The sequence below is a fragment of the Companilactobacillus mishanensis genome, assembly GCF_003946505.1.
Lineage (GTDB): Bacteria > Bacillota > Bacilli > Lactobacillales > Lactobacillaceae > Companilactobacillus > Companilactobacillus mishanensis.
In genome coordinates this window covers 200,680-225,012 of record NZ_RHON01000003.1, presented here as the reverse complement: position 1 = coordinate 225,012, position 24,333 = coordinate 200,680, and the positions used below count along the sequence as shown (strand labels likewise).

Here is a 24,333-nt window from a genome sequence, read left to right as displayed (position 1 = left end):
TCCCCTCCCCTTAATAGTCAACCTCAGCATAACGAGCGTTGTCTTCAATAAATTCTCTACGTGGAGCAACCTTATCACCCATCAACATTGAGAAAATCTTGTTAGCTTCAATGGCATCATCGAGCTGAACACGATCAAGTCTTCTCTTTTCAGGATCCATAGTTGTCTCCCATAATTGGTCAGCATCCATTTCACCAAGACCCTTGTAACGTTGGATCTTTGGTTCTGGTTTTGCTGGCAATTGTGAAATGAATTCGTCTTTTTCTTTATCAGTATCAAGGTATTTCATGATTTTACCTTGGCGTACTTGATACAAAGGTGGCTTGGCGATGTAGACATATCCTGCATCAACAATTGGTCTCATGTATCGATAAAGTAGTGTCAATAGAAGGGTACGAATGTGCGCACCATCGACATCGGCATCAGTCATGATAATAACTTTGTGATAACGAGCTTTGGCAATATCGAATTCCTCACCAAAACCAGTTCCCATCGCTGTGAACAAAGTTCTGATTTCTTCGTTAGCCAAAATCTTATCCATCGAAGCCTTTTCAACATTCAAAATCTTACCTCTAATAGGTAGGATTGCTTGTGTTAAACGAGATCTACCAGTCTTAGCAGAACCACCGGCAGAATCACCCTCGACGATAAATAATTCTGAAATTGCAGGGTCTTTACTTGAGTTATCTGCTAATTTACCAGGCAAATTACTGATTTCAAGACCATTTTGCTTTCTAGTAACTTCACGAGCACGTTTAGCAGCAAGTCTAGCTTTAGTTGCCAAAGTACCTTTTTCGATGATTTTCTTGGCAATACCAGGATTTTCCATCATAAATTTCATGAAGTGCTCACTGAATAAACGGTCAGTTGCCGTTCTCGCGTCAGAGTTACCTAATTTAGTCTTAGTCTGACCTTCGAATTGTGGATCTGGATGCTTAACTGAAACAACAGCAGTCATCCCTTCACGAACATCTTCACCGGAAAGTTTTTCATTTTCCTTCATAAGCTTATTCTTGTGAGCATAATCATTGATAACACGTGTCAACGCAGTCTTGAATCCGACTTCGTGAGTACCACCTTCATAGGTGTGAATGTTATTAGCGAAAGTCATCAAGTTAGTGTGATATTCGTCGATATATTGCAAGGCAACTTCAACGGTAATATCATTTTGCATACCTTCAAGGTAAATAGGTTCGTCAAATAAGACATCCTTACCCTTGTCGAGGTATTCAACGTAACTCTTGATACCACCTTCATAGTGGAAAACCAATTTTTCAGCAGTATCTTTACGTTTATCAGTAAATGTAAGTTTTAATCCTTTGTTCAAGAAAGCTAGTTCACGGATTCTTGTAACTAAGGTTTTATCATCATATGTAGTAGTCTCGGTAAAAATATCAGGATCCGGAACAAAATGAACTAAAGTACCATGCTCGAATTCTGGAGCAGTACCTGCATCATGCATAGGATTCTTAACTTTACCTTTTTCAAACTCGATACCGTATTTCTTACCGGCACGGGTAACAACAACTTCTAGTGAACTACTCAAAGCGTTAACTACAGAAGCACCAACACCGTGAAGTCCACCGGAAACTTTGTATCCGCCACCGCCGAATTTACCACCGGCATGGAGAATTGTATATACAGTTTCTAGGGCTGGTTTACCAGTCTTCTTTTGAATATCGACCGGAATACCACGACCATCATCAAAAACAGTTATTGAGTTGTCGGGTTCAACAGTTACATCGATTTTGGTAGCGAATCCGGCAAGTGCCTCATCAATACCATTATCGATAATTTCCCAAACAAGATGGTGGAGTCCTTGTCCACTAGTTGATCCAATATACATACCGGGTCTCTTACGAACAGCTTCAAGTCCTTCGAGGACTTGAATTTGACTGGCATCATATTCTTCAGCTTTTTCTTCTTTTGCTTCTAATTCTTTTTCTTTGCTGTTATCAGCCATTAAATTTCCTCCTGTTTGATTTTTCCGTCAATAATCTGTAAAACATTAGGATCTTTAATCAAAGTTTGATCAACATCTTCTAATGATGTCGTGGTAATAAACGTTTGAATGCCTTGTCCGATAGATGCCAACAAGTGTGTTTGACGCTTGTGATCTAACTCAGACAAAACATCATCCAATAATAGAATTGGATAATCCCCTACCTCTTCTTTGATTAACTCGACCTCAGCTAATTTCAAACTCAACGCAACAGACCGTTGCTGTCCTTGTGAGCCAAAATCTTGAACATTTTTATCATTAACTAAGAATTTAATATCATCTCGGTGTGGTCCGAATAAAGTGACTCCACGTTGAATTTCTTTTTGATAATTCTTCTTGAAAGTATCCTTATATAGGTTGTAAAGTGCCTCGACATCTTTGCCTTCAGCATCAAAAAACGTACTATATTGAAGCTGCAATACTTCCTGATCATCAGTGATACGAGAATGAATCTTTTGAATAAAAACTTGCAGCCTCTTCAGAAAGGTCAATCTTGTCATGATAACCTCGGCACAATAGGCAGATAGTTGATCAGACAAGACATCCAGATATACCAGATCCTTTGTTTGATGATGCTGCAATTTCTTTAAATAAGCATTTCGCTGTTTCAAAACTAATCGGAATTGGCTGACCGTCTTCAAATACTGCGAAGATATCTGACCAAATTCCATATCGACAAATTTCCGTCTGATCGAAGGATTACCCTTAACGATCGACAAGTCCTCTGGCGAAAATAAAACTACATTTAAATTACCAATGTAGCTTGAAAGTTTGCGTTGCTCTAAATTATTCAATTTTGCTTTCTTTCCAGATTTACTAATAACCAAGTTCATTTTCAGTCGACTGGAATTGTCCTTGATGACCGTACCGGAAATTCGTGCAAAATCACTTCCCCATTTGATTAAATCCTTGTCATTGGATGTTCGATGGCTTCTGGTCAAAGCTAAAAAGTACATAGCCTCTAATAAGTTGGTCTTACCCTGAGCATTTTGCCCCAAAAAAACATTAATGTTAGGTGAGAACTCTGCTTCTAAAGCCTCATAATTACGATAGTTCTGGAGCTGTAGACTTTTTATATACAACTAACACTATTCAATTTCAAAAGTCTGACCTTCAGCAACGATAGTATCGCCCTTGTGAAGTTTCTTTCCACGACGGTTCTCAGGTTCGCCATTAACATCGATCGAATTCTCTTGTAAATACCATTTTGCTTGTCCGCCAGTTCCAATGATCCCGACTTCTTTCAAAAATTGTCCTACAGTTATAAATTCCGTATCAATTGCTATTTTTTGTGACATATTAACACCCTATTTATTAGATTTATCCATTAATGACATATGTTATATTATAGTGGTTTTGATCATAAAAAACAAATGAAAACCAATTTTCAGACGATTTGAGCGATTTTTGACTATTCCAGTAGTGGGACATTAAATATATACAAAAAACACGCAGAACAAAAAATAATGCCGTCATATTTTAAAGTACGCAAAAAAAAGACCAAATTCCGTGGAAAAACGGGATTTGGTCTTTTTTTTGATTAAAACGTTCTAACTGGTGTAATTAATTGAACAAAATTATCTTTGTTTTCCACAGGTCTGATAGTGAAAGGATGCAATGCTGAAGTAAAACTTACTTCGATATCAGTGCTACCACCGAATGAACGCAAGGCATCTTTCAAATAGTCTGGGTTAAATGAAATCTCAAGGTCGTCTCCTTCAAGATCCTCAAAATCAAGAACTTCTTCAACAGTACCAACCTCTGGTGAATTACCAAAGAGTGTAGCTTTCTTTTCATCACCTTTGATCTCTAGCTTGATAACGTTGTTTCTACTTTCATGTGAAAGCAATGAAGCACGTTCAACTGAAGATAAAAGACTTGATGAATCGAATTTCAAAGTTGTGTTTGAGTCATCAGGAATCAAACGGTCTGTTTCTGGATATCTACCGTCTAATAAACGTGAGTAAAACATGACGTTGTCAAAACTGAATAGTACTTGGTTTTCAGAGATAGCCATTGAAATTTCTTTAACTGAATCATCAATTGTTCTTACCAATTCAGTCAAACTCTTACCAGGAATGATCAAGTTATATTCTTCATCACTTGTGATGTTGATTTTACGTTGAGCCAATCTGTGACTATCAGTAGCGACTGAAGTTAAGCCATCAGGATTGATGATGAAATTAACACCTGTCAAAACTGGACGACTCTCTTGATTTGAAACTGCGATAACTGTTTGATTCACAACTTCTTTAAATAGATCAGTTGGGAAAACTAATTGATCTTCAGTTTCAACTTCTGGTAAATGTGGATAATTATTTGCATCTAATCCATTAATAGTAAATTCAGAAACTCCAGATTTGATCAAAGTTTGATTATTATCTAGTACTTCTAATTCAAAATTATCCCCAGGTAACTTCTTAATGATCTCGTTAAAGAACTTAGCTGGTAGAACAATTGAACCAGTACTTTCAATAGTAAGATCATTGTCTGCATCCTCTTTAGAAATGAATGCTGTTATTGAAATATCTGAATTGCTACCAGTAATAGTAAGTCCATTTTCAGCTAAGTCTAGCTTCATTCCTGTAAGTATTGGAATTGTTGTCTTACTTGATATTGCTCTTTGAACGTTATTTGTCTGATTGATGAATTTTGTTCGATCGATTGTAAATTTCATAGTCTGACTTCCCCTTTAATTAATTAATATATAAATAGAAGTAGTAGTAGTAGAACCTGTGATTTCTGTGGATAAGTGATTCAATGATGTTCAGCTCTAAGAAAAATCTTGTTGATAACAATTGTGGATAACTCTACGAATTATTAAAAGTTTTCAACAGGCTAATTTTTCAACTCGTCTTTTAATTCTTCAACAGCTTGCTTAACTTCTTCATCACTTACGACTAACTCCGTTATTTTATCACATGAATGCATAACAGTAGTATGGTCCTTACCGCCGAACTCCATTCCAATTTGTGGAAGTGATTTGTCAGTCAACTCACGAGATAGGTACATCGCAATTTGACGAGGCAAGACGATGGATTTAACACGTTTCTTACCTTTAAGGTCAGCTATCGTGATGTGATAGTATTTGCAGACCTTACTTTGGATCGTGCTGACGGTCAATCCACTCTTAGACTTCGCTAGTTTCAAGGCTTTCAAAGCATCAGCTGCCAATGATTTATCAATATCGGTGTTCTTCATTGTTGAGTAGGCTTGTACTCTAAGTAATGCTCCCTCAAGTTCACGGACATTGGTGTTGATCTGTTGAGCAATGTACGACAAGGCATCGTCAGGTATTTCTAGTTTTTCAGCTTCAGCCTTATTACGTAAAATTGCGATTCTTGTTTCCAGGTCAGGTGCAGTGATATCAACGGATAGACCCCACTTGAATCGAGAAACTAAACGAGCTTCTATATTATTGATATCGTTGGGTAGTCTATCAGATGTCATAACAATCTGTTTATTGTTTTCATGCAATTTGTTGAAAGTATGGAAGAATTCTTCTTGAGTCTTCTCCTTATTTCCAAGAAATTGGATATCATCTATTAATAGTAGATCTACGTTACGATACTCTTCTCTAAATGCTTTTTGAGTGCTGTGTTGGATAGAGTAAATAAGTTCATTAGTAAAGTTTTCACTCGTTACGTACTTAACGCGCGCTTGAGGATTGTTGTTCATCATTTCATGACCGATTGCCTGCATCAAATGAGTCTTACCAAGTCCCACGCCACCATAAATAAATAGTGGATTATAAATTTCTCCCGGTTCCCCCGCTGCAGCGACTGCGGCTGCATGTGCCATATTATTGGCATCACCGACGATAAATGTATCAAACGTGTACTTAGGATTTAGATGAGAATTTTCAAAAACTTCTCCGCCGTCGTTATTTTGAGCAGCATTGTCGTTTTGTTGGTTCTCTTCTTCAGTAGTAGTTTCTGGTTTTCTAGTATCTTGATCTTCGATCACTGGATTAAGCTCAATACCGTTAAACTCGTATGAATCTAAAACAATTTCGTTGACGAATTTCTTTTGCCAATATGTTTTGTGGAGTTCAGAAGGAACGAGTATATGTAGATTACTTCCTTCTATATATTGAGGCTTTGCAGTTGAGATCCAAGTATCGAACGCTGTGGACGATAGTGATTTCTTTATTTTGTTTTTAAAATAAGTCCAAAAGTCGTTCATTTCTTTTGTAGATGAGTTATTTGGATTTTGCAAAAAGTCCCCTCCAATCTTGCTATATATGAATTGTGGATAAGTTTTCCCCTAAAATGACAAAATATAGTTTATCATTCAATAAAATAGTTTTCCACAGAACAGATGTTTAATTTATATTTACTTAACAAGTTGTTAAAGGAATCGTAAAGAAACTGTGGAATTAGTTTAAAAATTTGACTTGTTAACACACTTATCCACAATTACACACAAGATAAAGTCCTTTACTACTGGGATTGAGAGAACTTATAAACCGAAATCCAAAACCTGTGGATAACTAATCCACAGTAAAAATATTCGGAGTATAAAGCTGTTTGTTATCTTGTTAATAACTTTAGTTATGAATTTAGTCCACAGATTTTCCACAAGCAGTTTTGTGCAAAAACCCCACCTAATAGGAAAATTAACTGTTTAAATTATTAGGGAAACATGATATTATAGTTGAGCAATTGTCTGATGAAGTGATAAATTAATTCAGGAGGTTTATTGATGACTACAAAAAGAACATTTCAACCTAAGAAGCGTCATCGTGAACGCGTCCATGGTTTCATGAAAAGAATGAGTACAAGTAATGGTCGCAAGGTTCTTGCAAGACGTAGAAAAAAAGGCAGAAAAGTATTATCAGCTTAGTTTTGAAGGATCACTAATTTTTGGTGGTCTTTTTTTATTACAAAAAGAGATTAGTCTGGTGACATATGAGAAAAAGCTATCGCATTAAAAAAGAAAATGAGTATCAATATGTCTACTCTAAGGGCCAATCAGTCGCAAACCGTAATTTTGTCCTCTATCAAATTGAGAAAGCAGGACAGAAACACTTTCGCGTCGGTCTTTCCGTAGGTAAGAAAGTTTCACATACAGCTGTTGGTCGTAATCGTATCAAGCGATATGTCCGTCAGTCTCTACTAGAATTAAAACCTAATTTGCCAGATGAACTGGATTTTTTGATTATTGCAAGAAAGCCAGCAATCAACTTAGATATGTTTGAAACGAAAAAAAACATAGTACATTTGTTAAAGTTAGGTAAAATAGTAGAAGAAAAATAAAAAAATATATATTGGGTGTAAAAGTGAATAAAAAAAGCTTAAAGAAATACATAGGTGTTGCACTGTTACTCAGTGTCGTTCTGGTGTTAGCTGGATGTTCCAACCTAAATGAGCCGATCACGAGCAACAGTACTGGATTTTGGGACCATATTGTTCTTTACAACTTCTCAAGATTCATTTTATGGTTAGGTTCGTTAGTCGGTCACAGTTCAGGTTGGGCTATCGTTCTCTTCACAATTATCATCAGAATCATTCTGTTACCACTAAACTGGTTCCAGATCCGTAGCATGAACAAGCAAATGGAAATTCAGCCTCAAATGAAGGCTTTGCAAACAAAATATGCTGCTAAAGATACTGATACACAAGCCAAATTACGTGAGGAAACTCAAAAGTTATATAAAGAAGCCGGAGTAAATCCGGTCGCGGGATGTCTACCATTGATCGTCCAGTTGCCTGTTATGTTTGCTTTGTACCAGGCTATTTACAAGACTGAACAATTACGTAATGGTTCCTTCCTTTGGATGCAATTAGGAAAGCCGGATCCATATTATGTTATGGCCGTACTTGCTGCCCTATTTACATTCTTAGCAACTTATATTTCAAGTATTTCTCAACCAAATCAAAATGCCACAACGAAGATGATGACATACATCATGCCTATCTTTATCTTCGTACCAGCATTAACATTCCCATCAGCTATCACACTTTATTGGGTGGTAACTAACTTGTTCCAAGTTCTTCAGACATTGGCTCTTCAAAATCCGTTCAGATATCGTCGTAAGCAACGTGAAAAAGAAGAAGCAGAACGTGAAAAGCAACGTAAGATACGTCGTGCTAAGAAGCGTATATATAAGAATCGTAAGTAATTTCAATTGACATTTGTCAAAAATCTAGTTAATATATGCTAGAAATTATCAAATACTGAAAAGTAGTCAAAGTGCTTTTCCGCTTTAATTGGCGGATTATGCACTTTTTTTGTGCTCAAAATTAGGAGGAATCGTTATGCCAAGTGCTGTAACAGAATATGATACGATTGCTGCCATCTCTACCCCACCAGGGGAAGGCGGGATTTCCATCGTCCGTGTGTCAGGAGATCAAGCTTTGTCTATCGTCAAAAAAGTTTTCAAGGGTAAAGACTTGGCGAAAGTTGCTAGTCATACCATCAATTACGGTCACATCGTTGATCCACAAACTGGCGATTTAGTCGATGAGGTAATGGTTTCAGTCATGCTGGCACCAAAAACTTTTACTAGAGAAGATGTCATCGAGGTCAATACTCACGGTGGAATCGTCGCTACCAATAAGGTTTTACAACTGATAATTGGTGCTGGAGCTAGAATGGCGGAGCCTGGAGAATTCACTAAACGTGCCTTCTTGAATGGTCGAATCGACCTTACTCAAGCTGAATCTGTCATGGATCTTATCCGTGCTAAAACTGATAAGGCTATGCAAGTTGCTGTTAACCAATTAGATGGAAATTTGACTCATCTGATCGGTGATCTACGACAAGAAATCTTGGACGTTTTGGCTCAAGTCGAAGTAAATATCGACTATCCAGAATACGATACGGAACAGATGACCACTAAGATGCTATTGGAAAAGGCTCGGACTGTTAGTGCTAAAATCGACGAGCTTTTGAAAACAGCTGATAGTGGTGAGATTCTCCAACATGGTCTGGCTACAGCGATTATCGGAAAGCCAAACGTTGGTAAATCAAGCTTATTGAATCGACTTTTGGACGAAGAAAAGGCAATCGTTACTGACGTTGCTGGAACTACACGTGATGTGGTCGAGCAGTATGTCAATATCGACGGTGTTCCTCTGAAATTGATCGATACGGCTGGTGTGCGTGAAACTAATGATAAAGTTGAAAAAATTGGTGTCGAGCGCTCCAAACAGGCTATCAGTAGTGCTGATTTGATTATTCTAGTGTTGGATGCAAGTCGTGAACTCGAAGAAGACGACATTCAATTATTGGATGCTACCCAAGATAAACGTCGGATCATTATTTTTAACAAGAATGATCTGATACCAGTTATCCACCCACTCGATGTTAAACAGTTGAAGGATGACGATATTATTCTCTTAACATCAGCCATCCAAAACGATGGTATCGAACAAATCAAACAAACAATTGGAAAAATTTTTAACGCAGGAATTGAAGACAGTAGTAGCAACGTTATTATCACAAGTGCCCGCCAAGCTGGACTTTTGCGCCAAGCTAAGCAGAGTCTTGAAGACGTTATTTCAGGAATCGAGTCAGGGATGCCAGTTGATCTAGTGCAGATCGACATGACTGCTTGCTGGGATACTCTAGGTGAAATTACTGGTGAAAGCTACCCTGATGAACTGATAACACAATTATTCTCACAATTCTGTTTAGGAAAATAGGTGAAAAATTACATGGAAGTTAAAGAATTTGATTCAGAAACATATGACGTTGTAGTTGTTGGAGCTGGCCACGCTGGTTCCGAAGCTGCACTCGCCGCTGCCCGTATGGGTGAAAAAACTCTCTTGGTAACTATCAATTTGGACATGGTCGCATTTATGCCATGTAATCCATCAGTTGGTGGACCAGCTAAAGGTATCGTTGTCCGTGAAGTCGACGCCCTTGGTGGTCAAATGGGTAAAAATATCGATAAGACATACATCCAAATGCGTATGTTGAATACTGGTAAAGGACCTGCCGTTAGAGCATTACGTGCCCAAGCTGACAAAAATATGTACCATCGTGTAATGAAGGACACTCTTGAACAAGAGCCTAACCTAACTTTGCGTCAAGGAATCGTTGAGAAATTGATCGTTGAAGATGGTGTTTGTAAAGGTGTAGTTACAGGAACAGGTGCCCGTTATCATGCCAAGACAGTCGTTCTAACCGCTGGAACTGCATCTCGTGGGAAAATCATCATTGGTGAGCTTATGTACTCGTCAGGCCCTAATAACAGTATTCCTTCAATCAAGTTGTCAGAAGATTTGGAAAAACATGGTTTCAAGTTGAGCCGTTTCAAGACAGGTACACCTCCTCGTGTTAATAAGAATACGATCGACTTTTCTGTTACTGAGGAACAACCTGGTGATAAGGAACCAAATCATTTTTCATTTGAAACTCCAGATTCTGTTTACTTGAAAGATCAGATTTCTTGCTGGATGACATATACAAATGGAACTACTCACAAGATAATTCGTGATAATCTCGACCGTGCACCAATGTTTTCAGGTGTTATCGAAGGTGTTGGACCAAGATATTGTCCTTCTATCGAAGATAAAGTTGTCAGATTCGCTGACAAGCCTCGTCACCAAATTTTCCTTGAGCCAGAAGGTCGCGATACTCAAGAATATTATGTAGGTGATTTCTCGACTTCAATGCCTGAAGAAATTCAATTGAAGATGGTTCATTCTGTTGCTGGATTGGAACATGCACAATTGATGCGTCCGGGATATGCCATCGAATATGATGTTGTTGAACCATGGCAATTGAAACTAAATATGGAAACAAAAGTAGTTAAAAATCTATTTACTGCTGGTCAAATGAACGGAACTTCAGGATATGAAGAAGCTGCCGGACAAGGAATCATGGCAGGTATCAACGCTGCTCTTCGTGCTCAAAATAAAGATCCATTTATTTTAAGAAGAGACGAAGCTTATATCGGCGTTATGATTGATGATTTGGTCACAAAGGGAACTAACGAACCTTATAGATTGCTAACAAGTCGTGCTGAATATCGTTTGATCTTGCGTCATGACAACGCTGACGAAAGATTAACTGATAAAGGTTATACATTAGGACTAATCAGTGATGACCGTTACAAGAAATTTCAAGATAAATGGAACGCCGTTGCACTAGAATTGAAACGCCTATCAAGAAAAATGATCACGCCTAAGATGGCAGAACCCTTCATGAAAGAACATGGATTGAAGTCATTGAAAGATGGTATTTTGGCTGATCATCTATTGAGAAGACCAGAAGTGCATTACGAAGATATCGTTGATATGATTGGTGAAGGCGGTGCTGAAGTTGACCGTCGTGTTAAGGAACAAGTTGAGATCGACATCAAGTACGCTGGCTATATCAAGAAAGAACAAATGAAGATCGATCGTCTTAAGAAAATGGAATCTAAGAAGATCCCTGAAAGGCTTGATTATACTAAGGTCAATGGCTTGGCTACTGAAGCTGTTCAGAAGTTGAGCAAGATCAATCCTGAGACTATTGCTCAGGCTAGTCGTATTAGTGGTGTTAATCCAGCTGATATCGGTATTCTCAGTGTTTACATAGAACAAGGTCGCATTGCTAAGATAGCTGAATAGATTTTTTTGTTGGCTGTTCACTTCCGATTGCGGAAGGAAATTGATTTTTTCAATGAACGTATGTCGCCTTTGGCGCATGCGCAACCATTTCAAGTGTTGGCTACGCCAACCAACGATTGAGGAAGGGAACGCCGTCGACCCATTTGGAGCCCTTCCAAGTTCGGGAAGGTCTTCAAACTGGCTCTTTTACTAACCCGAGTTCCTCGGGTAAGTAAAATGTGACCACTGAGCCAAAATTTATTTCCTTCCTCCATCTAGATTTAAATAATATATTCTGCTCCCTTCCAATTTTGGTCGGGGGCTTTTTTTCGGCCAAATATTTTTTATTTGCTTGTAACGGTTCACTTTGAAAATATTTATGTTTCATAACGGTATAAAAAAAAGAGTCCTTATGGACTCTTTTTTGTTTATTTAAAATAAACGAATCAATGCCACACCGGCTACCATGATTAATATTCCAATGATTTTGATTGGTGTTATTGGGTTTCTTTGTGATTGTAGTAGTCCGAACTGGTCGATCAATAGGCTGCCGGCCATTAGTCCTACTAATACTATAACCACTGCTAATCCTGTTCCTACTTGTGGGACTAGGTAGACGTTTCCTAATACGTATAACGCTCCGATCAATCCACCGATCCACATCCACCAAGGATTGCCGTTTTCTGCTTTCTTGATTTTTAGTTGTGGATGTTGAATTAGGACGATTGTTATCAGGACTATTGCTCCTACTAGAAACGAGATGAATGCTGCTTTGACTGTTGATTTCAATACTGTGCTTAGATGTCCATTGATTGCGGTCTGCATGGCACTGAACATTCCTGCTATTACTCCTAATAGTCGCCACAGATTGAGATTTTTTTCCTTTGGTACGTCTGAGATTTTTCCATGCATCTGCCCTATTATGCTATCCATCGCTACTATGCAAACTACCCCTAACAATACTAGGATTGCTCCGAATCCTCTTGTGATTGTTAATTGTTTGGTCATTGATGAAAACAGTCCAAAGTTATCGATGATCAATCCCATGATTATTTGTCCCAAAATTGGCATGATAACTGTCTGGACGCTTCCTAGCTTTGGAAATAGTAAGATGTTCGCTGTCAGGTAAACTACTCCCAGAAAGCCTCCTAGCCATATCCACGCTGGTTGGGTCTGGAATAGTGAGCTTGAGAAAAATAGTGAATGGTCGATGATCAGGGTTATTATTGCTAGAAAAATTGTTCCTAAGGTAAATGATGTCAGTGATGCTAGAAATGGCGATCCAACGGACTCTTTGAGTCTTGAGTTGATGCTTGTTTGCATTGGTAAGCCAATTCCGATCACTAGACCTACTATGATTGCTAACATTACGTTTTCTCCTTGCTACTTAGTCACAAAAAAACCTCGAAATATTCGAGGTTAGGAATTAATGATCCATTCTGATAATGTCGGGATCTTCCGTTACATATTCTCCGATATTTTTGGCAAAATTTTGAAAATGTGGTGTAGCGTTATGAGACTCAACTGCTGCTGCATCTTTCCAATGTTCAATGATTTCGTACTCGTCTTCAGTGCCGAGTTTCTTATAATGTCCGTATGAAATGTTGCCTGCTTCATTACTTGAGCCTTCGACTAGTTTTGAAACAAATTCTTCGTATGCTGTTTCTTTACCAGGTTTTACTTTAAGACTAACGTTGATAATTTTCATATCTATCTCTCCTTAGCACATTTGCCTTAAGTATACCGCTTTCATAGGAGAATTCTAAGCAGCATTTCGACGTTTCTTCAAATATGATTTTCCATAATAAACGCCGTAACAAATGGCGATGAATGGAATCATATAGAACAAGGCAGTGCGTTGATTTGGATCGAAGATTATCAATACGCATGATAGAAAACTCATGATGAATGCTGCCCAAGGTACCACGGGATACCAAGGTGTTTTAAACTTTAAATCTGCTAATTTATTACCTGATTTTAGGTAACTCTTGCGGAAATTGATTTCGGATAATGCAATCGCCATCCAGACGATAACGACTGCTAGTCCTGAGATGGATACTAGGACTAAATAGACTGTGGACGCTGCCACGACGCTGGATACTAGGGCTAGGACGCCACCTAACATACTCAAGCATAGGGCAATCATGGGAACACCGCGGGAGTTGGTTTTTGCATATTTCATTGGGATCATATTTTCATGAGCTAGCGACCATAACATTCTAGTTGAGGCATACAATCCAGAATTAGCTGCAGATAAAATGGCAGTCAGGACGACGAAATTCATCAGATCACCAGCAAAGGGGAGTCCGATACTTTTGAAAACTAGCACGAAGGGACTCTGATTCACGCCGGCTTTTTGCCATGGTATCAAGGCTGCCATAACGACGATACTTCCGATAAAGAAAATGACTAGTCTTAGCAAAGTAGTATGGATCGCACGAGGGATATTTTTACCGGGATCCTTGGTTTCTCCAGCAGTGATACCAATTAGTTCGGTCCCTGAAAAGGCAAAGTTAACGGTCAACATTGTTGTAAAAACAGCCTTGAATCCGTTCGGGAAGATGCCGTCTTTGAAGAGATTATGGAACATCGGTGCATGTGAATACCCTTTAATAGGTAAAACTCCGAATATCGCTAAGCCACCGAGAACGATAAAAATAATGATGGCGATAACTTTGATACTAGAGAACCAGAATTCTGTTTCGGCGAAAAATTTTACAGATAAGGCGTTGGAAACAAATATCACTACCATAAATAGGAAACTCCACACCCAAGTTGGAGAGTGAGGGAACCATTGTTGCATGATCAGACCTGCGGCTGTGAATTCCGAGCCCAGGGCGACTGTCCACGTCAGCCAATATAGTATGGCAACGGTAAAACCTGTCCCTGGTCCGATGTATTTGTCGGCGTAGACGTGAAATGAACCTGTCTCAGGCATAGCAACTGATAGCTCACCGAGACAGAGCATGACAAGGTACACAACGACCGCACCAATGGCATAAGCCAAAATAGTACCAATTGGTCCAGCTTGATGGATAGTGTAGCCAGAACTCAAAAATAGGCCAGTTCCGATGACTCCTCCGAGTGATATCATCAAAAGATGGCGAGATTCCATATTTCTCTTGAGCTTGGTATGTTCGACTTGTTCTGTTTGTTCAGTTTCCATGCACGATTCCCCTGCTTGCTAAAAATAATTGATTAGAATATCATTAAAAAAGTCTAATAAAAGATACTGTATACTTTATAATATATAATAACAAGTCGATTTTGACACTACGGAGGGATGTAAATGACAGATTTAATTTCAGAAAATTTAAAAAATAAATCCGCCTTGGTTGTCGATGGTGCCATGGCTACTGAGCTAGAAAAGCTGGGCATAGACACAAATAATGATCTTTGGTCAGCAACGGCGTTGATTGAAAAACCGGAGGCTGTAACGGCTGTTCACAAAAGTTATTTTCAGGCTGGTGCAGATGTTGCAATCACAAACACGTACCAAGCTAACATTAAAGAATTTGAGAAAAATGGATTTAGCGAAAAGGAAAGTGCAGGACTGATAATTAAAGCAGTCGAGGTAGCTAAACAAGCACGGACAGAATACTTTTCTTCATTGTCAGATAGCGAACTATCTACACGTGCCAAGTTTCCACTGATTGCCGGAAGTGTCGGACCTTATGGAGCATATTTGGCTGATGGTAGTGAATATCGTGGTGATTATCAGTTGACCAAAAAGGAATTTCAAGACTTTCACCGATCAAGAATGCAATTATTGGATAAAGCTGGTGTCGACCTGTTTGCGATGGAGACGCAACCTAACTTTGAGGAAGCTAAGGCATTGGCTTCGTTATTAAAGAATGAATTCCCAAAGCAGTCTGCCTGGATGTGCTTTAGTATCAAGGATAGTCAGACTCTTTGTGATGGCACTTCTTTGACGGATGCCGTGAAATATTTCAACATCTATCAACAGATTTCTGCAATCGGTGTCAACTGTACGACTCTTGAAAACATCGAAGACACTGTTAAAAATATCAGAGCTGTCACAGACAAACCAATCGTTGTCTATCCAAATAACGGTGATATTTACGATCCTAAGACGAAGACTTGGCAGACTAATCCTCAAGCGGACACATTTAGTGACCTAGTTCCAAAATGGTTAGCTGCCGGCGCAAACTTAATCGGGGGATGTTGTCGAACAACTCCTAGTGATATTGCTGAAATAGCAGCAATAGTTAATAAATAAATTTGTAAGCCCCAACATTGTGACCTCTGTTTTCAATCAAACACAATATATTGTAGAATGAATGTATGTTCCCACATGATGTTCCATGTGAAACAATATTTCATAATTCAGTCATACCATGATGTTTACGACTTTTTTATGGAAAGCGAGGCATAAATTTGAAACAAGGCTCGATTTTTGATAGTGAAACGCTACAAAGTAGTCCATTAGCTAACCGAGTGAGACCCACAAATTTTGATGAATTCACCGGTCAAAAACATTTGATTGGTAAGGGTAAAATTTTACGAGAACAAATTGATCAAGATAAACTATCTTCAATGATTTTTTGGGGCCCTCCAGGGGTTGGTAAGACTACTTTAGCACGAATTATTGCTCATAAAACTAAGTCACAATTTGTCACTTTCAGTGCTGTTACAAGTGGCATCAAAGAAATTCGCCAGATAATGGAAGAAGCAGAACAGAATCGTGAAATGGGCGATAGAACTGTCGTCTTTATTGACGAAATTCATCGATTCAACAAGGCTCAACAAGATGCCTTTTTACCATTTGTTGAACGTGGAAGCATCATTCTGATTGGTGCAACTACGGAAAACCCATCATTTGAGATCAACTCTGCGTTACTTTCACGTTGTAAGGTATTCGTCTTACACCAGCTGACGACTGACGATATTATTGAATTGCTCCATAATGCTTTGAAGCATCCAAACGGATTTCCAGATTATAAGGTTGAGATCAGTGAAGATGCAATCACGATGATTGCTGAATTTGCCAACGGGGATGCCAGAATCGCCCTCAATACTTTAGAAATGGCTGTGTTGAATGGTGATAAAAAAGCTGGTGCAGTTCACGTGGATCCTGACACTCTCAACCAACTTATCAATACGAAATCTCTTCGTTACGATAAAAAAGGTGAAGAGCATTACAATATTATCTCGGCTTTGCATAAATCTATGCGAAATAGTGATGTAAATGCCGCTGTCTATTGGTTGACCAGAATGTTGAAGGGTGGAGAAGACCCAATTTATATTGCCCGGAGATTAGTAAGATTTGCGAGTGAGGATATCGGAGTGGCAGATACTCACGCCTTGTCGATTGCTGTCGATGTATTCCAAGCCTGTCAGTTCATCGGTATGCCAGAGTGTGACGTCCATTTAACTGAAGCAGTAATTTATTTGTCGATGGCACCAAAATCTAATTCAGTTTACGTTGCTAAAATGTTGGCCGAAAAAGATGTTAAGAAGACTGGTAATGAGACAGTTCCGCTACAAATTCGTAATGCACCAACCAAGTTGATGAAAGATTTGGATTATGGAAAGAATTATCAGTATGCACATGATACCGACGACAAATTGACTTCTATGAAGACGATGCCTCCTGATTTAGAAGGTCATGAATATTACTATCCAACTTCGCAGGGGAACGAAGATAGATTTCAAAAACGTCTGGAATATATTAAAGATTGGCATAAAAAGCACGATCGAAATTAGTTTTTCAAAATGGGGTGGAGTAGATGGTTGTAGAAAAATTTGTTAAGACAAAGAAACTGGAAATGGCATATGAAGTTACTGGTCCAGAGGATGGCAAGCCAGTAATATTGATCCATGGATGGCCAGATTGTCCACGTACCTGGGATGAAGTTACCCCACATTTGCACAATCGAGGATATCGGACTTACGTTACAACATTGAGAGGTTTTGGCAATACTAAATTTTTACAATCTGATGCTCGTAGGACCGGTGGACCGTTTGCGATTGCTTCAGATGTCAAAGAATTTATTGAAGGATTAAATCTAGCACCAGTCGATATAATTGGACAAGGTTGGGGTGCATTAGCCGCCATGACTTTGAGCAGTTTATATGGAACTGAGTTGGTGAAATCTGAAGTAGCCTTGTCTGAGGGATGGCAATTGTTCGATAAATTGTCATTGGAACAGGTCAAGGATTACTGGTATCAGTGGTATATGACAACACCACAAGGCGGAGAATATGTCCGCAAACGTCAGAGCGAGTTCGCACTGTTCATGTGGAAGCAGTGGAGTCCGGATTACCAGCTGACCGCGCAAAGGTCCCAAGTATTGACCAGCTATTTCCAAAATGATGATTGGGCCGAAGTCACGCTGGATACATATCGTCAACGTTGGGGATACAATCCCTTCGATGAAGATTATGCTGATATGAAAGCAAAACTGGATCTGTCGAAAGATATATCAGTTCCAACTTTGAATATTATTGGAAAAGAAGATTATTGTACCGATTATAAGATGACCAGCAGTATGAAAAATTACTTCAAGTCAACTTTTGAACAACAGTATTGGGATGATTGTGGTCATTTCATTCAGCGTGAACAACCACGTAATATTGCCCTTGCTGCAGATGATTGGTTTAAAAAGAATTAAGAAGTATTCTATTTTTGTACGCCATAACAAATAAAGTTACAGTAGGAAATTATAACGAATTGAGGAAGGCGACAGAATGGATAAAAAGCATATCAAACCTAGTTCAGATTCATTATATTCAATTATTGTAAATTTAACGGGGACAAAACCGAATCTCACGTTAATTGTTTCTGATACCAAATTATCTAGAAGTACGGTAAATGATGCTTTATATAAATCCGTGGGTAAAACATCATTTGATGTTGCCACTAGAATTTTAAAATCGACGGATGTTTCCATTGACGAAGTAGTGGAACATCTTGAACAAGAAATAAGAGATCCTAAAACAGAAGAGCTTAAATTCATTAATGAAACGGACTTAAGCACTTTAACAATTATGGGAATCCAATTTAGTACAAAAGGAAATTACTGGAAAACTAGAGATGCCATCATGAATAATATCTATGAAGGTTTCTATCCAACGAAACGAAATGTCGAAGAATCTTATCAAATTCTAGAAAAAAATGCTTCTTCTGAAAAAATCATCAATGATTTTCTTGATGAAAATCGTGAAAATTAATGGATTGGATGGCTGATACTCTTGAAGGTAATGGAACGTTAAAAAAACACATAATTTTAAATTATGTGTTTTTTTATTGCATAAAAATGTAAAACATGTTTTACTAAAAGTGTAAAAGATGTTTTACATTTTATTCTATGAGGTCGGCATGAAAAATCTAATTAGAGAAAAGCGCAAAGAAAAAAAGTTATCTCAAGAAGAACTTGCAAACACTGCAGGTGTGACACGACAGACTATCAATGCAATCGAGAACGACAAGTACGATCCTTCGTTGAAGTTGGCCTTTCAATTGGCAGCAATCTTACATGTTCGTGTAGATGAACTATTTAAATGGGGAGATGTTCGTGATGAGCAGTACTAGAAAGTATCTAATAGGTCGAGCAACAATGATTTCACTTCTAGCCGTATTAGTGGGTATCTGGGGTATCGCAAGTTATTTTGGGAAAGGTGAGATAGCACCATTCTTGGCTATTGAATTGGCTTTAGTTGTAGTTGGTAATCGTCAGAATAAAAAATATGGAAAAGGCAATTTTCTGAAAATAAATCATGAAGGTTATTCCGAAGGGATGCAGCATAATGATGAACGAGAAGCTCGCAATTTATTGAATGCTACCTTTATTAGTGCCAGGATCACATTGTTATTCGTCATGTTGTGTCTGACATTTGCATGCATCTACATTCAAAATTTTGGTAACAACGCTAAACTTATTTTTGACATCAGAGCCTTCGCATTCTTAGGTGTTTTCACAATTATTATTCAACAATGGAGTTTAGTTATTACTTATCTTAGATTCGATAAATAAATTAATAAAGCAGGGTGTAAAAATAATACATCCTGCTGTTTTTATCTCATTTTTAGTCAATCGATGGAAATTAAATTTGAAGTTATTGTGTTTCATATCGTTGGTATAACAGCATTCTTTCAGTTGTATTACAATACCAGCCAAATTTTCATTTATCGATTTTTATATGTTATATTTATTCCGCTTTATTAGGGGAGGATATAGTTACATATGAAAAACAAGAAAAATTTCAAAAATCGTTATTATACTAGCTTAGCTGTTTTATTCTTAGCTGGAACGATTATGACACCTGCTGGCAATGCTTACGCCGCTACAGTTGATGCTAACCAAACTGCTGGGGATGACAAAACTGAGCAAGCAATCGCCGAGGTCAAGAAGACTGGTACAGTAACACTTAGAGGAACTGATCGTGTTGATTTGAAAGCATTGATCGACGCCACAGATCCTGACAAAGTCGCTGATACTGAGACAACAAGTCCCGAGGAAAGTAACACTACAACAACAACTGAGGAAGCTAACGTTACTGGTGAGGCAGCAACGGAAACCAACTCAGACGATAATACTTCAACTGCTGCAACAACTGAGGATGTTACAACCGCTGAAAAACCAGTTACAGTTGATCCAGATACAACTACTGACGAAACTGCAACTGACAACGATTCAGAAAATACTGCGGAACAACCAACAGACACAAATACTGACACAAACACAGATACCGATACTGACACATCAGAAACAACGACTGCGGACACGACCGTTCCTGACGTTATCAACAAAGCCGGCATCACAGCATCTGCAGATGACGATTTGACAATGGCTGATATCGACAGTGCTTCAGGCAAAACTTACAAGACTTTGCTTGGAAAAATTGCCGGTTTCATTGATGATAAAGTTACTGATGTGACAACTGGAATCGCCGCTGCATTGGGATATCCATTGTTATTCAGCCGTTTTGGAACACAAGCATTATCAGATTTCAGAACACTCTTGGATCCAAGCCGTTACGATGTTTCAAACACATGGACAGATTTGGACGAACAATATGATCCAACAACTAGCCAGGCATATTACACAGCCGCCGCTGACTGGTGGAACAACACTGCTGCTAAAGAGGACGTTTCAGTTCCTTATTACAACAATGCCAATAAGGAAATTCGTGCAACATATGTCGCACATCCTGATTCAAAGAAAACAGTTATCATCGGACAAGGTTGGACAGAACGTCCCGACTGGATCGGTGTAGTTTCAAAAGTTTGGTACGACATGGGTTATAACGTCTTGATGCCAAGCCAACGAGGCCAATTTGCCAGTGATGGTAACCTACTTTCATTCGGTTATTACGACAAGACAGATTGGAAGAGCCTAGTAAATAAAGTTAATGAAATGAATGGTGACGATGGTGAAATAGTTTTCTATGGTCAATCATTAGGTGCTAATACTGCACTTGAAGCCGCTTCAGAAGATGGATTAGCTCCGAATGTTAAAGCCGTTGTCGCTGATGCCGGATACTCAACATTACCTGCACTTGGCGCATCACTTTACAACAAAACTTTAGCATCTGCCAATTCATCACTAGGTAAGTTGATCATTCCGATCCACTTCGATAACATCCCATTCTTGCCATATGACAAGATCATGAAACACGTTGATAACATCAATAAATTTTTCCAAGGATTCGGTTTAGATGATGTTTCAGGTATCGTGGCTGCCGCAAAGACAACACTTCCTGCTTACTTTATTTCAACTGAAGATGATGCGTTCATCCCTAACTCACAAAGTGCTGCTATGTATGACGCAAACAATTCCGCTATTAAGAAATTGTGGATCTTGGATGGTAATGTTGGTGGACATGCCTCAGCTAATAACGCTGTGACTGAGTATCAATCCAATATTCAAGCTTTTATCGATGAGGTTAACAAAGCTAATAATTTGAAAGTTAACGTTGAAGTTACTGATGCTGCTGATAAGGCTGCTGTTTCTGAAAATGTTGCTTAATAGTTTGAGAAGGGTCAAAACCTTGTATTGGTTTTGGCTCTTTTTTTGGCTATATATGCCGCCTTCGGTGGGCTGGAATTCCACCTGCTGTGGGGTCGCTTCAGCCTGACAGACCTTCAGGCTTCTCGCTCAACTTGAAGCCGAGCAGTTCTCTCGTCTTCAAGCTTGCCCATGGGCTAGGCCAGCATAGTACGCTGACCAAGTCCATTTTTACAGCTGGTTACATTCCTGCCCTCCTTCGGCTGAGTTTTATTGAAACATTTCATTTTGGTGGCCTGGACTGGATTATTTAGCTCCATTTCCGAGTTTGATATAGTTCACTATTTATTGCAATTATGAAAAATTTTATGCGTTGTTCGAATTCGATTTACTCATTATCACGATGGTTAATATAAGGTATACCTGCGGTTATGATTTGTGCGACAAATATCGAAGTAAGATGTAAATTAACCGGAGGAGGACAGAGGTGGAGGCAGCTGTGACAACGCTGTTAGCTGAGAAGCAGCTTACAGCGTAGGACGAGTTATAAGACTGACAAGAACTTCGTCAGGCTTATAATCGAGCCCACGGACCGCATTTTGGCCGAGGGCGGTCCCACAGCAGCCGTAATCTCTGTCAGCCGCAGGTGACAGTTTTAGCCTTTAGTTATATGATATATTTTATAAAAAGAGGGGGTAGTTAAATGTCAGAATTCGATACGACATTGATCCACGGTGGTGGCGTTGATGACAATAATACTGGAGCGGTCAACGTTCCGATTTACAATTCATCTACCTATAAATATCCAGAATTATTGGGGCAAGTTCGTTGGGATTACGCTCGTTCAGGCAATCCAACCCGTGAATCTGTAGAAAGACTGATGGCACATTTGGAGGATGGCTCTGGTGCCTATGCATTTTCTTCAGGGATGGCTGCCATCCATGCGGTATTTTCTATTTTCAAACCTGGGGATCATGTAATAATTGGTAAAAATATATACGGTGGAACATTTAGACTTATAAACGAATATTTAAAAGATTATGGAATTAAATTTACTTCCATCGATACTAGAGATTTGGATAGTCTGGAAAAATGTATTCAAGCTAATACTAAAGCAATTTATTTTGAAACATTGACTAATCCGCTATTACAATTTTCAGATGTGAAATCTATCGGAAAAATCGCTAAGAAACATGGTTTATTGACGATTGTAGACAATACATTTTTAACACCTTATTTGCAGAAACCATTAACTATGGGGGCAGACTTGGTTGTTCACTCTGCTACCAAATATTTGAGCGGACATTCTGATTTGATGGCTGGTGTTGTCGTCGCAAAGGACAAAGAGGTCGGAGACAAGATATATCAAGCTCAGAACACGATGGGGGCTACTCTTTCGCCACAGGATAGTAATTTGCTCCAAAGAGGTATCAAGACTTTGAGTGTCAGAATGGACCGTCACATTGAGAATGCTAAGCATGTGATCGAATTTCTGAAAAGTGACCCTAAAGTTGCGAAAATTTATTATCCCGGTTGTGATGGGGATGCTAATTTCGACAACATTAAAGATCAATGTGCTGGATTCGGCGGTGTGTTATCGTTCGAATTGCAGCCTGGATTAGACGTTAAGGGCTTTATCAACCATCTACAACTATTTACACTTGCCGTGAGCTTGGGAGCCGTTGAGAGCCTAGCTGAAGTGCCTGCGTTCATGTCGCACTTTGAGATACCAAAGGAAACTAGATTGCAGATCGGTATCAAGGACGAATTAGTCCGTTTATCCGTTGGAATCGAAGATTATCGTGACCTAATTAAAGACCTTGAACAAGCTTTGAAGTTTGCCTAATTATTAAATAAACAGTTAAATGTAACCGAAAAAATGTTATATTTTATACATGATGACATTAGGAAGATTTTTCAAAACAAAGAGATTTTTTACAGATATGACCTTGAAACAAGTGGTCGAAAAGGCAAAAGCTGACTATAATTTTTCTACTTCAACATCTGCACTAAGTTCACTAGAGACCGATAAAACGAAAATTGTTGATGGCCGCTTGATCATGGTGTTGGCAAAAATGTATCGAGTAGATTTAGAAGAAGTTCAACGAATCATATTGTTAAATTTAAAAAAAGAGGGAAATGACTAAGATACAGTCATTTCCTTTTTTCGTGTCTTAGTATATAGTCATGATGTTAAATAAATGGTTTCCGGAGGATATTATCATGGATGCAACGTTCAGAGTCATGATTGGATCAGACAATAAAATTACTGTTCCAAGTGAAATCGTTAAAAAATTAAATCTTAAACGTGGTGATTTGATTAATGTAAAGTTAAATACTGATGGTGAAATCATAATCGACATGCATGAGACCTTATGGGAAAAAGTTGAACAACAGGAAAAGCAATATGGAAATGTCTCAATTTCTGATAAAAATATATAGATGAAAAAAAGAGGGAAATGACTAAGTTACAGTCATTTCCCTCTTTTTGATTACACTTCTTTGATGACCATGAAAACTTCTGGGTTGGCATCGTTTACCAAAGCAAACAATTCAGCGTGTTGATCCATAATGGTCTCAAAGTCTTTAATATCGGCTTTGATGATTATCTGGAAAGTAACGTCCATCCCTAAAACGGTAGTCTCAAAAGTATCACCTACAGCCAATCCTTTAGTAGACTTGGCGAAAGCAAACTTGTAACCTTCCTCATTTGGTACGAATAAATTAACATCTAATCTCATAATTCTCACTCCTGACTTTTTTAAGTTCAAGAGTTTACTGGCAAAAACGAAGTTTTTGCTTAGGTTTGTGGGTCACC

Annotated in this window: 24 protein-coding genes; 15 read left to right on the top strand and 9 right to left on the bottom strand. The window is 38.5% G+C overall.

The window, feature by feature from the left end:
• Positions 1–10: 10 nt before the first annotated feature.
• From gyrB to dnaA, 5 genes are all read right to left on the bottom strand, one after another.
• A complete protein-coding gene (gyrB, locus tag EKM63_RS05520; protein WP_125704538.1) occupies positions 11–1,963 on the bottom strand; it encodes a DNA topoisomerase (ATP-hydrolyzing) subunit B in 1,953 nt (650 codons plus the stop codon).
• Positions 1,963–3,084 carry a DNA replication/repair protein RecF gene (gene recF, locus EKM63_RS05515; protein WP_125704536.1) on the bottom strand — a complete coding sequence of 374 codons (1,122 nt, stop codon included), beginning with the start codon at positions 3,082–3,084 and terminating at the stop codon, positions 1,963–1,965. Before recF ends, gyrB begins: the two co-directional genes overlap by 1 nt.
• A gap of 6 nt (positions 3,085–3,090) precedes the next feature.
• Positions 3,091–3,300 carry a S4 domain-containing protein YaaA gene (yaaA, locus tag EKM63_RS05510; RefSeq protein ID WP_125704534.1) on the bottom strand — a complete coding sequence of 70 codons (210 nt, stop codon included), beginning with the start codon at positions 3,298–3,300 and terminating at the stop codon, positions 3,091–3,093.
• A 242-nt stretch (positions 3,301–3,542) separates the two neighbouring features.
• Positions 3,543–4,679: a DNA polymerase III subunit beta gene (dnaN, locus tag EKM63_RS05505; RefSeq protein WP_125704532.1), complete on the bottom strand. Its 1,137-nt coding sequence runs from the start codon at positions 4,677–4,679 to the stop codon at positions 3,543–3,545.
• Between the two features lie 161 nt (positions 4,680–4,840).
• A complete protein-coding gene (dnaA, locus tag EKM63_RS05500) occupies positions 4,841–6,187 on the bottom strand; it encodes a chromosomal replication initiator protein DnaA (protein WP_125704580.1) in 1,347 nt (448 codons plus the stop codon).
• A 519-nt stretch (positions 6,188–6,706) separates the two neighbouring features.
• On the opposite strand from dnaA, the gene rpmH reads away from it, so the two are divergent.
• The 5 genes from rpmH to mnmG all read left to right on the top strand — a co-directional run bounded on the left by rpmH (position 6,707) and on the right by mnmG (position 11,565).
• Entirely contained in the window at positions 6,707–6,847 is a 141-nt protein-coding gene (gene rpmH, locus EKM63_RS05495) for a 50S ribosomal protein L34 (RefSeq protein WP_010625561.1), read from the top strand.
• Between the two features lie 65 nt (positions 6,848–6,912).
• On the top strand, positions 6,913–7,260 hold the full coding sequence (rnpA, locus tag EKM63_RS05490; protein WP_125704530.1) for a ribonuclease P protein component: 348 nt from the start codon (positions 6,913–6,915) through the stop codon (positions 7,258–7,260).
• 23 nt (positions 7,261–7,283) lie between these two features.
• Positions 7,284–8,126 carry a YidC/Oxa1 family membrane protein insertase gene (locus tag EKM63_RS05485; protein WP_377768687.1) on the top strand — a complete coding sequence of 281 codons (843 nt, stop codon included), beginning with the start codon at positions 7,284–7,286 and terminating at the stop codon, positions 8,124–8,126.
• A 136-nt stretch (positions 8,127–8,262) separates the two neighbouring features.
• Positions 8,263–9,651 (top strand): tRNA uridine-5-carboxymethylaminomethyl(34) synthesis GTPase MnmE, encoded by a 1,389-nt coding sequence (gene mnmE, locus EKM63_RS05480; protein ID WP_125704526.1) that lies wholly within the window; start codon positions 8,263–8,265, stop codon positions 9,649–9,651.
• Positions 9,652–9,663: 12 nt separating this feature from the next.
• Positions 9,664–11,565, top strand: coding sequence for a tRNA uridine-5-carboxymethylaminomethyl(34) synthesis enzyme MnmG (gene mnmG / locus EKM63_RS05475; protein WP_125704524.1), 1,902 nt, complete (start codon positions 9,664–9,666; stop codon positions 11,563–11,565).
• Between the two features lie 411 nt (positions 11,566–11,976).
• On the opposite strand, the gene EKM63_RS05470 is transcribed toward mnmG, so the two are convergent.
• Genes EKM63_RS05470 through EKM63_RS05460 form a run of 3 tightly spaced genes read right to left on the bottom strand, consistent with a single transcriptional unit; the run spans position 11,977 to position 14,710 of the window.
• Positions 11,977–12,912 (bottom strand): DMT family transporter, encoded by a 936-nt coding sequence (locus EKM63_RS05470; RefSeq protein ID WP_125704522.1) that lies wholly within the window; start codon positions 12,910–12,912, stop codon positions 11,977–11,979.
• A gap of 58 nt (positions 12,913–12,970) precedes the next feature.
• The gene (locus EKM63_RS05465; RefSeq protein ID WP_125704520.1) at positions 12,971–13,252 is read right to left on the bottom strand and encodes a putative quinol monooxygenase; all 282 of its coding nucleotides are present in this window, start codon (positions 13,250–13,252) and stop codon (positions 12,971–12,973) included.
• A gap of 54 nt (positions 13,253–13,306) precedes the next feature.
• On the bottom strand, positions 13,307–14,710 hold the full coding sequence (locus tag EKM63_RS05460; RefSeq protein ID WP_164504911.1) for an amino acid permease: 1,404 nt from the start codon (positions 14,708–14,710) through the stop codon (positions 13,307–13,309).
• A gap of 123 nt (positions 14,711–14,833) precedes the next feature.
• Between EKM63_RS05460 and mmuM the strand changes: the two genes are divergently transcribed.
• The 10 genes from mmuM to EKM63_RS05410 all read left to right on the top strand — a co-directional run bounded on the left by mmuM (position 14,834) and on the right by EKM63_RS05410 (position 23,957).
• The gene (gene mmuM / locus EKM63_RS05455) at positions 14,834–15,784 is read left to right on the top strand and encodes a homocysteine S-methyltransferase (RefSeq protein WP_125704518.1); all 951 of its coding nucleotides are present in this window, start codon (positions 14,834–14,836) and stop codon (positions 15,782–15,784) included.
• Between the two features lie 158 nt (positions 15,785–15,942).
• Positions 15,943–17,271, top strand: coding sequence for a replication-associated recombination protein A (locus EKM63_RS05450; RefSeq protein WP_125704516.1), 1,329 nt, complete (start codon positions 15,943–15,945; stop codon positions 17,269–17,271).
• A 23-nt stretch (positions 17,272–17,294) separates the two neighbouring features.
• Positions 17,295–18,179, top strand: a complete 885-nt coding sequence (locus tag EKM63_RS05445) for an alpha/beta fold hydrolase (protein ID WP_125704514.1) — start codon at positions 17,295–17,297, stop codon at positions 18,177–18,179.
• Positions 18,180–18,255: 76 nt separating this feature from the next.
• Positions 18,256–18,738 (top strand): winged helix-turn-helix domain-containing protein, encoded by a 483-nt coding sequence (locus EKM63_RS05440; RefSeq protein ID WP_125704513.1) that lies wholly within the window; start codon positions 18,256–18,258, stop codon positions 18,736–18,738.
• 148 nt (positions 18,739–18,886) lie between these two features.
• Positions 18,887–19,099, top strand: coding sequence for a helix-turn-helix transcriptional regulator (locus tag EKM63_RS05435; RefSeq protein WP_125704511.1), 213 nt, complete (start codon positions 18,887–18,889; stop codon positions 19,097–19,099).
• Positions 19,086–19,541 (top strand): hypothetical protein, encoded by a 456-nt coding sequence (locus tag EKM63_RS05430; RefSeq protein ID WP_125704509.1) that lies wholly within the window; start codon positions 19,086–19,088, stop codon positions 19,539–19,541. Before EKM63_RS05435 ends, EKM63_RS05430 begins: the two co-directional genes overlap by 14 nt.
• A 210-nt stretch (positions 19,542–19,751) precedes the next feature.
• A complete protein-coding gene (locus EKM63_RS05425) occupies positions 19,752–21,536 on the top strand; it encodes an alpha/beta hydrolase (RefSeq protein WP_125704507.1) in 1,785 nt (594 codons plus the stop codon).
• Positions 21,537–22,218: 682 nt separating this feature from the next.
• Positions 22,219–23,361, top strand: a complete 1,143-nt coding sequence (locus EKM63_RS05420; RefSeq protein ID WP_125704505.1) for a trans-sulfuration enzyme family protein — start codon at positions 22,219–22,221, stop codon at positions 23,359–23,361.
• Between the two features lie 97 nt (positions 23,362–23,458).
• Entirely contained in the window at positions 23,459–23,662 is a 204-nt protein-coding gene (locus EKM63_RS05415; RefSeq protein WP_125704503.1) for a hypothetical protein, read from the top strand.
• Positions 23,663–23,738: 76 nt separating this feature from the next.
• Positions 23,739–23,957 (top strand): AbrB/MazE/SpoVT family DNA-binding domain-containing protein, encoded by a 219-nt coding sequence (locus EKM63_RS05410; RefSeq protein ID WP_125704501.1) that lies wholly within the window; start codon positions 23,739–23,741, stop codon positions 23,955–23,957.
• Positions 23,958–24,007: 50 nt separating this feature from the next.
• On the opposite strand, the gene EKM63_RS05405 is transcribed toward EKM63_RS05410, so the two are convergent.
• Positions 24,008–24,256, bottom strand: coding sequence for a hypothetical protein (locus tag EKM63_RS05405; protein ID WP_125704499.1), 249 nt, complete (start codon positions 24,254–24,256; stop codon positions 24,008–24,010).
• Positions 24,257–24,333: the final 77 nt, after the last annotated feature.

Excerpts from the sequence above, each read along its gene's own strand:
- gyrB (WP_125704538.1), bottom strand. The coding sequence starts at position 1,963 with ATGGCTGATAACAGCAAAGAAAAAGAATTAGAAGCAAAAGAAGAAAAA.
- yaaA (WP_125704534.1), bottom strand. The coding sequence starts at position 3,300 with ATGTCACAAAAAATAGCAATTGATACGGAATTTATAACTGTAGGACAA.
- dnaN (WP_125704532.1), bottom strand. The coding sequence starts at position 4,679 with ATGAAATTTACAATCGATCGAACAAAATTCATCAATCAGACAAATAAC.
- dnaA (WP_125704580.1), bottom strand. The coding sequence starts at position 6,187 with ATGAACGACTTTTGGACTTATTTTAAAAACAAAATAAAGAAATCACTA.
- rpmH (WP_010625561.1), top strand. The coding sequence starts at position 6,707 with ATGACTACAAAAAGAACATTTCAACCTAAGAAGCGTCATCGTGAACGC.
- rnpA (WP_125704530.1), top strand. The coding sequence starts at position 6,913 with ATGAGAAAAAGCTATCGCATTAAAAAAGAAAATGAGTATCAATATGTC.
- mnmE (WP_125704526.1), top strand. The coding sequence starts at position 8,263 with ATGCCAAGTGCTGTAACAGAATATGATACGATTGCTGCCATCTCTACC.
- mnmG (WP_125704524.1), top strand. The coding sequence starts at position 9,664 with ATGGAAGTTAAAGAATTTGATTCAGAAACATATGACGTTGTAGTTGTT.
- EKM63_RS05470 (WP_125704522.1), bottom strand. The coding sequence starts at position 12,912 with ATGTTAGCAATCATAGTAGGTCTAGTGATCGGAATTGGCTTACCAATG.
- EKM63_RS05465 (WP_125704520.1), bottom strand. The coding sequence starts at position 13,252 with ATGAAAATTATCAACGTTAGTCTTAAAGTAAAACCTGGTAAAGAAACA.
- EKM63_RS05460 (WP_164504911.1), bottom strand. The coding sequence starts at position 14,710 with ATGGAAACTGAACAAACAGAACAAGTCGAACATACCAAGCTCAAGAGA.
- mmuM (WP_125704518.1), top strand. The coding sequence starts at position 14,834 with ATGACAGATTTAATTTCAGAAAATTTAAAAAATAAATCCGCCTTGGTT.
- EKM63_RS05445 (WP_125704514.1), top strand. The coding sequence starts at position 17,295 with ATGGTTGTAGAAAAATTTGTTAAGACAAAGAAACTGGAAATGGCATAT.
- EKM63_RS05440 (WP_125704513.1), top strand. The coding sequence starts at position 18,256 with ATGGATAAAAAGCATATCAAACCTAGTTCAGATTCATTATATTCAATT.
- EKM63_RS05435 (WP_125704511.1), top strand. The coding sequence starts at position 18,887 with ATGAAAAATCTAATTAGAGAAAAGCGCAAAGAAAAAAAGTTATCTCAA.
- EKM63_RS05430 (WP_125704509.1), top strand. The coding sequence starts at position 19,086 with ATGAGCAGTACTAGAAAGTATCTAATAGGTCGAGCAACAATGATTTCA.
- EKM63_RS05425 (WP_125704507.1), top strand. The coding sequence starts at position 19,752 with ATGAAAAACAAGAAAAATTTCAAAAATCGTTATTATACTAGCTTAGCT.
- EKM63_RS05420 (WP_125704505.1), top strand. The coding sequence starts at position 22,219 with ATGTCAGAATTCGATACGACATTGATCCACGGTGGTGGCGTTGATGAC.
- EKM63_RS05415 (WP_125704503.1), top strand. The coding sequence starts at position 23,459 with ATGACCTTGAAACAAGTGGTCGAAAAGGCAAAAGCTGACTATAATTTT.
- EKM63_RS05410 (WP_125704501.1), top strand. The coding sequence starts at position 23,739 with ATGGATGCAACGTTCAGAGTCATGATTGGATCAGACAATAAAATTACT.
- EKM63_RS05405 (WP_125704499.1), bottom strand. The coding sequence starts at position 24,256 with ATGAGATTAGATGTTAATTTATTCGTACCAAATGAGGAAGGTTACAAG.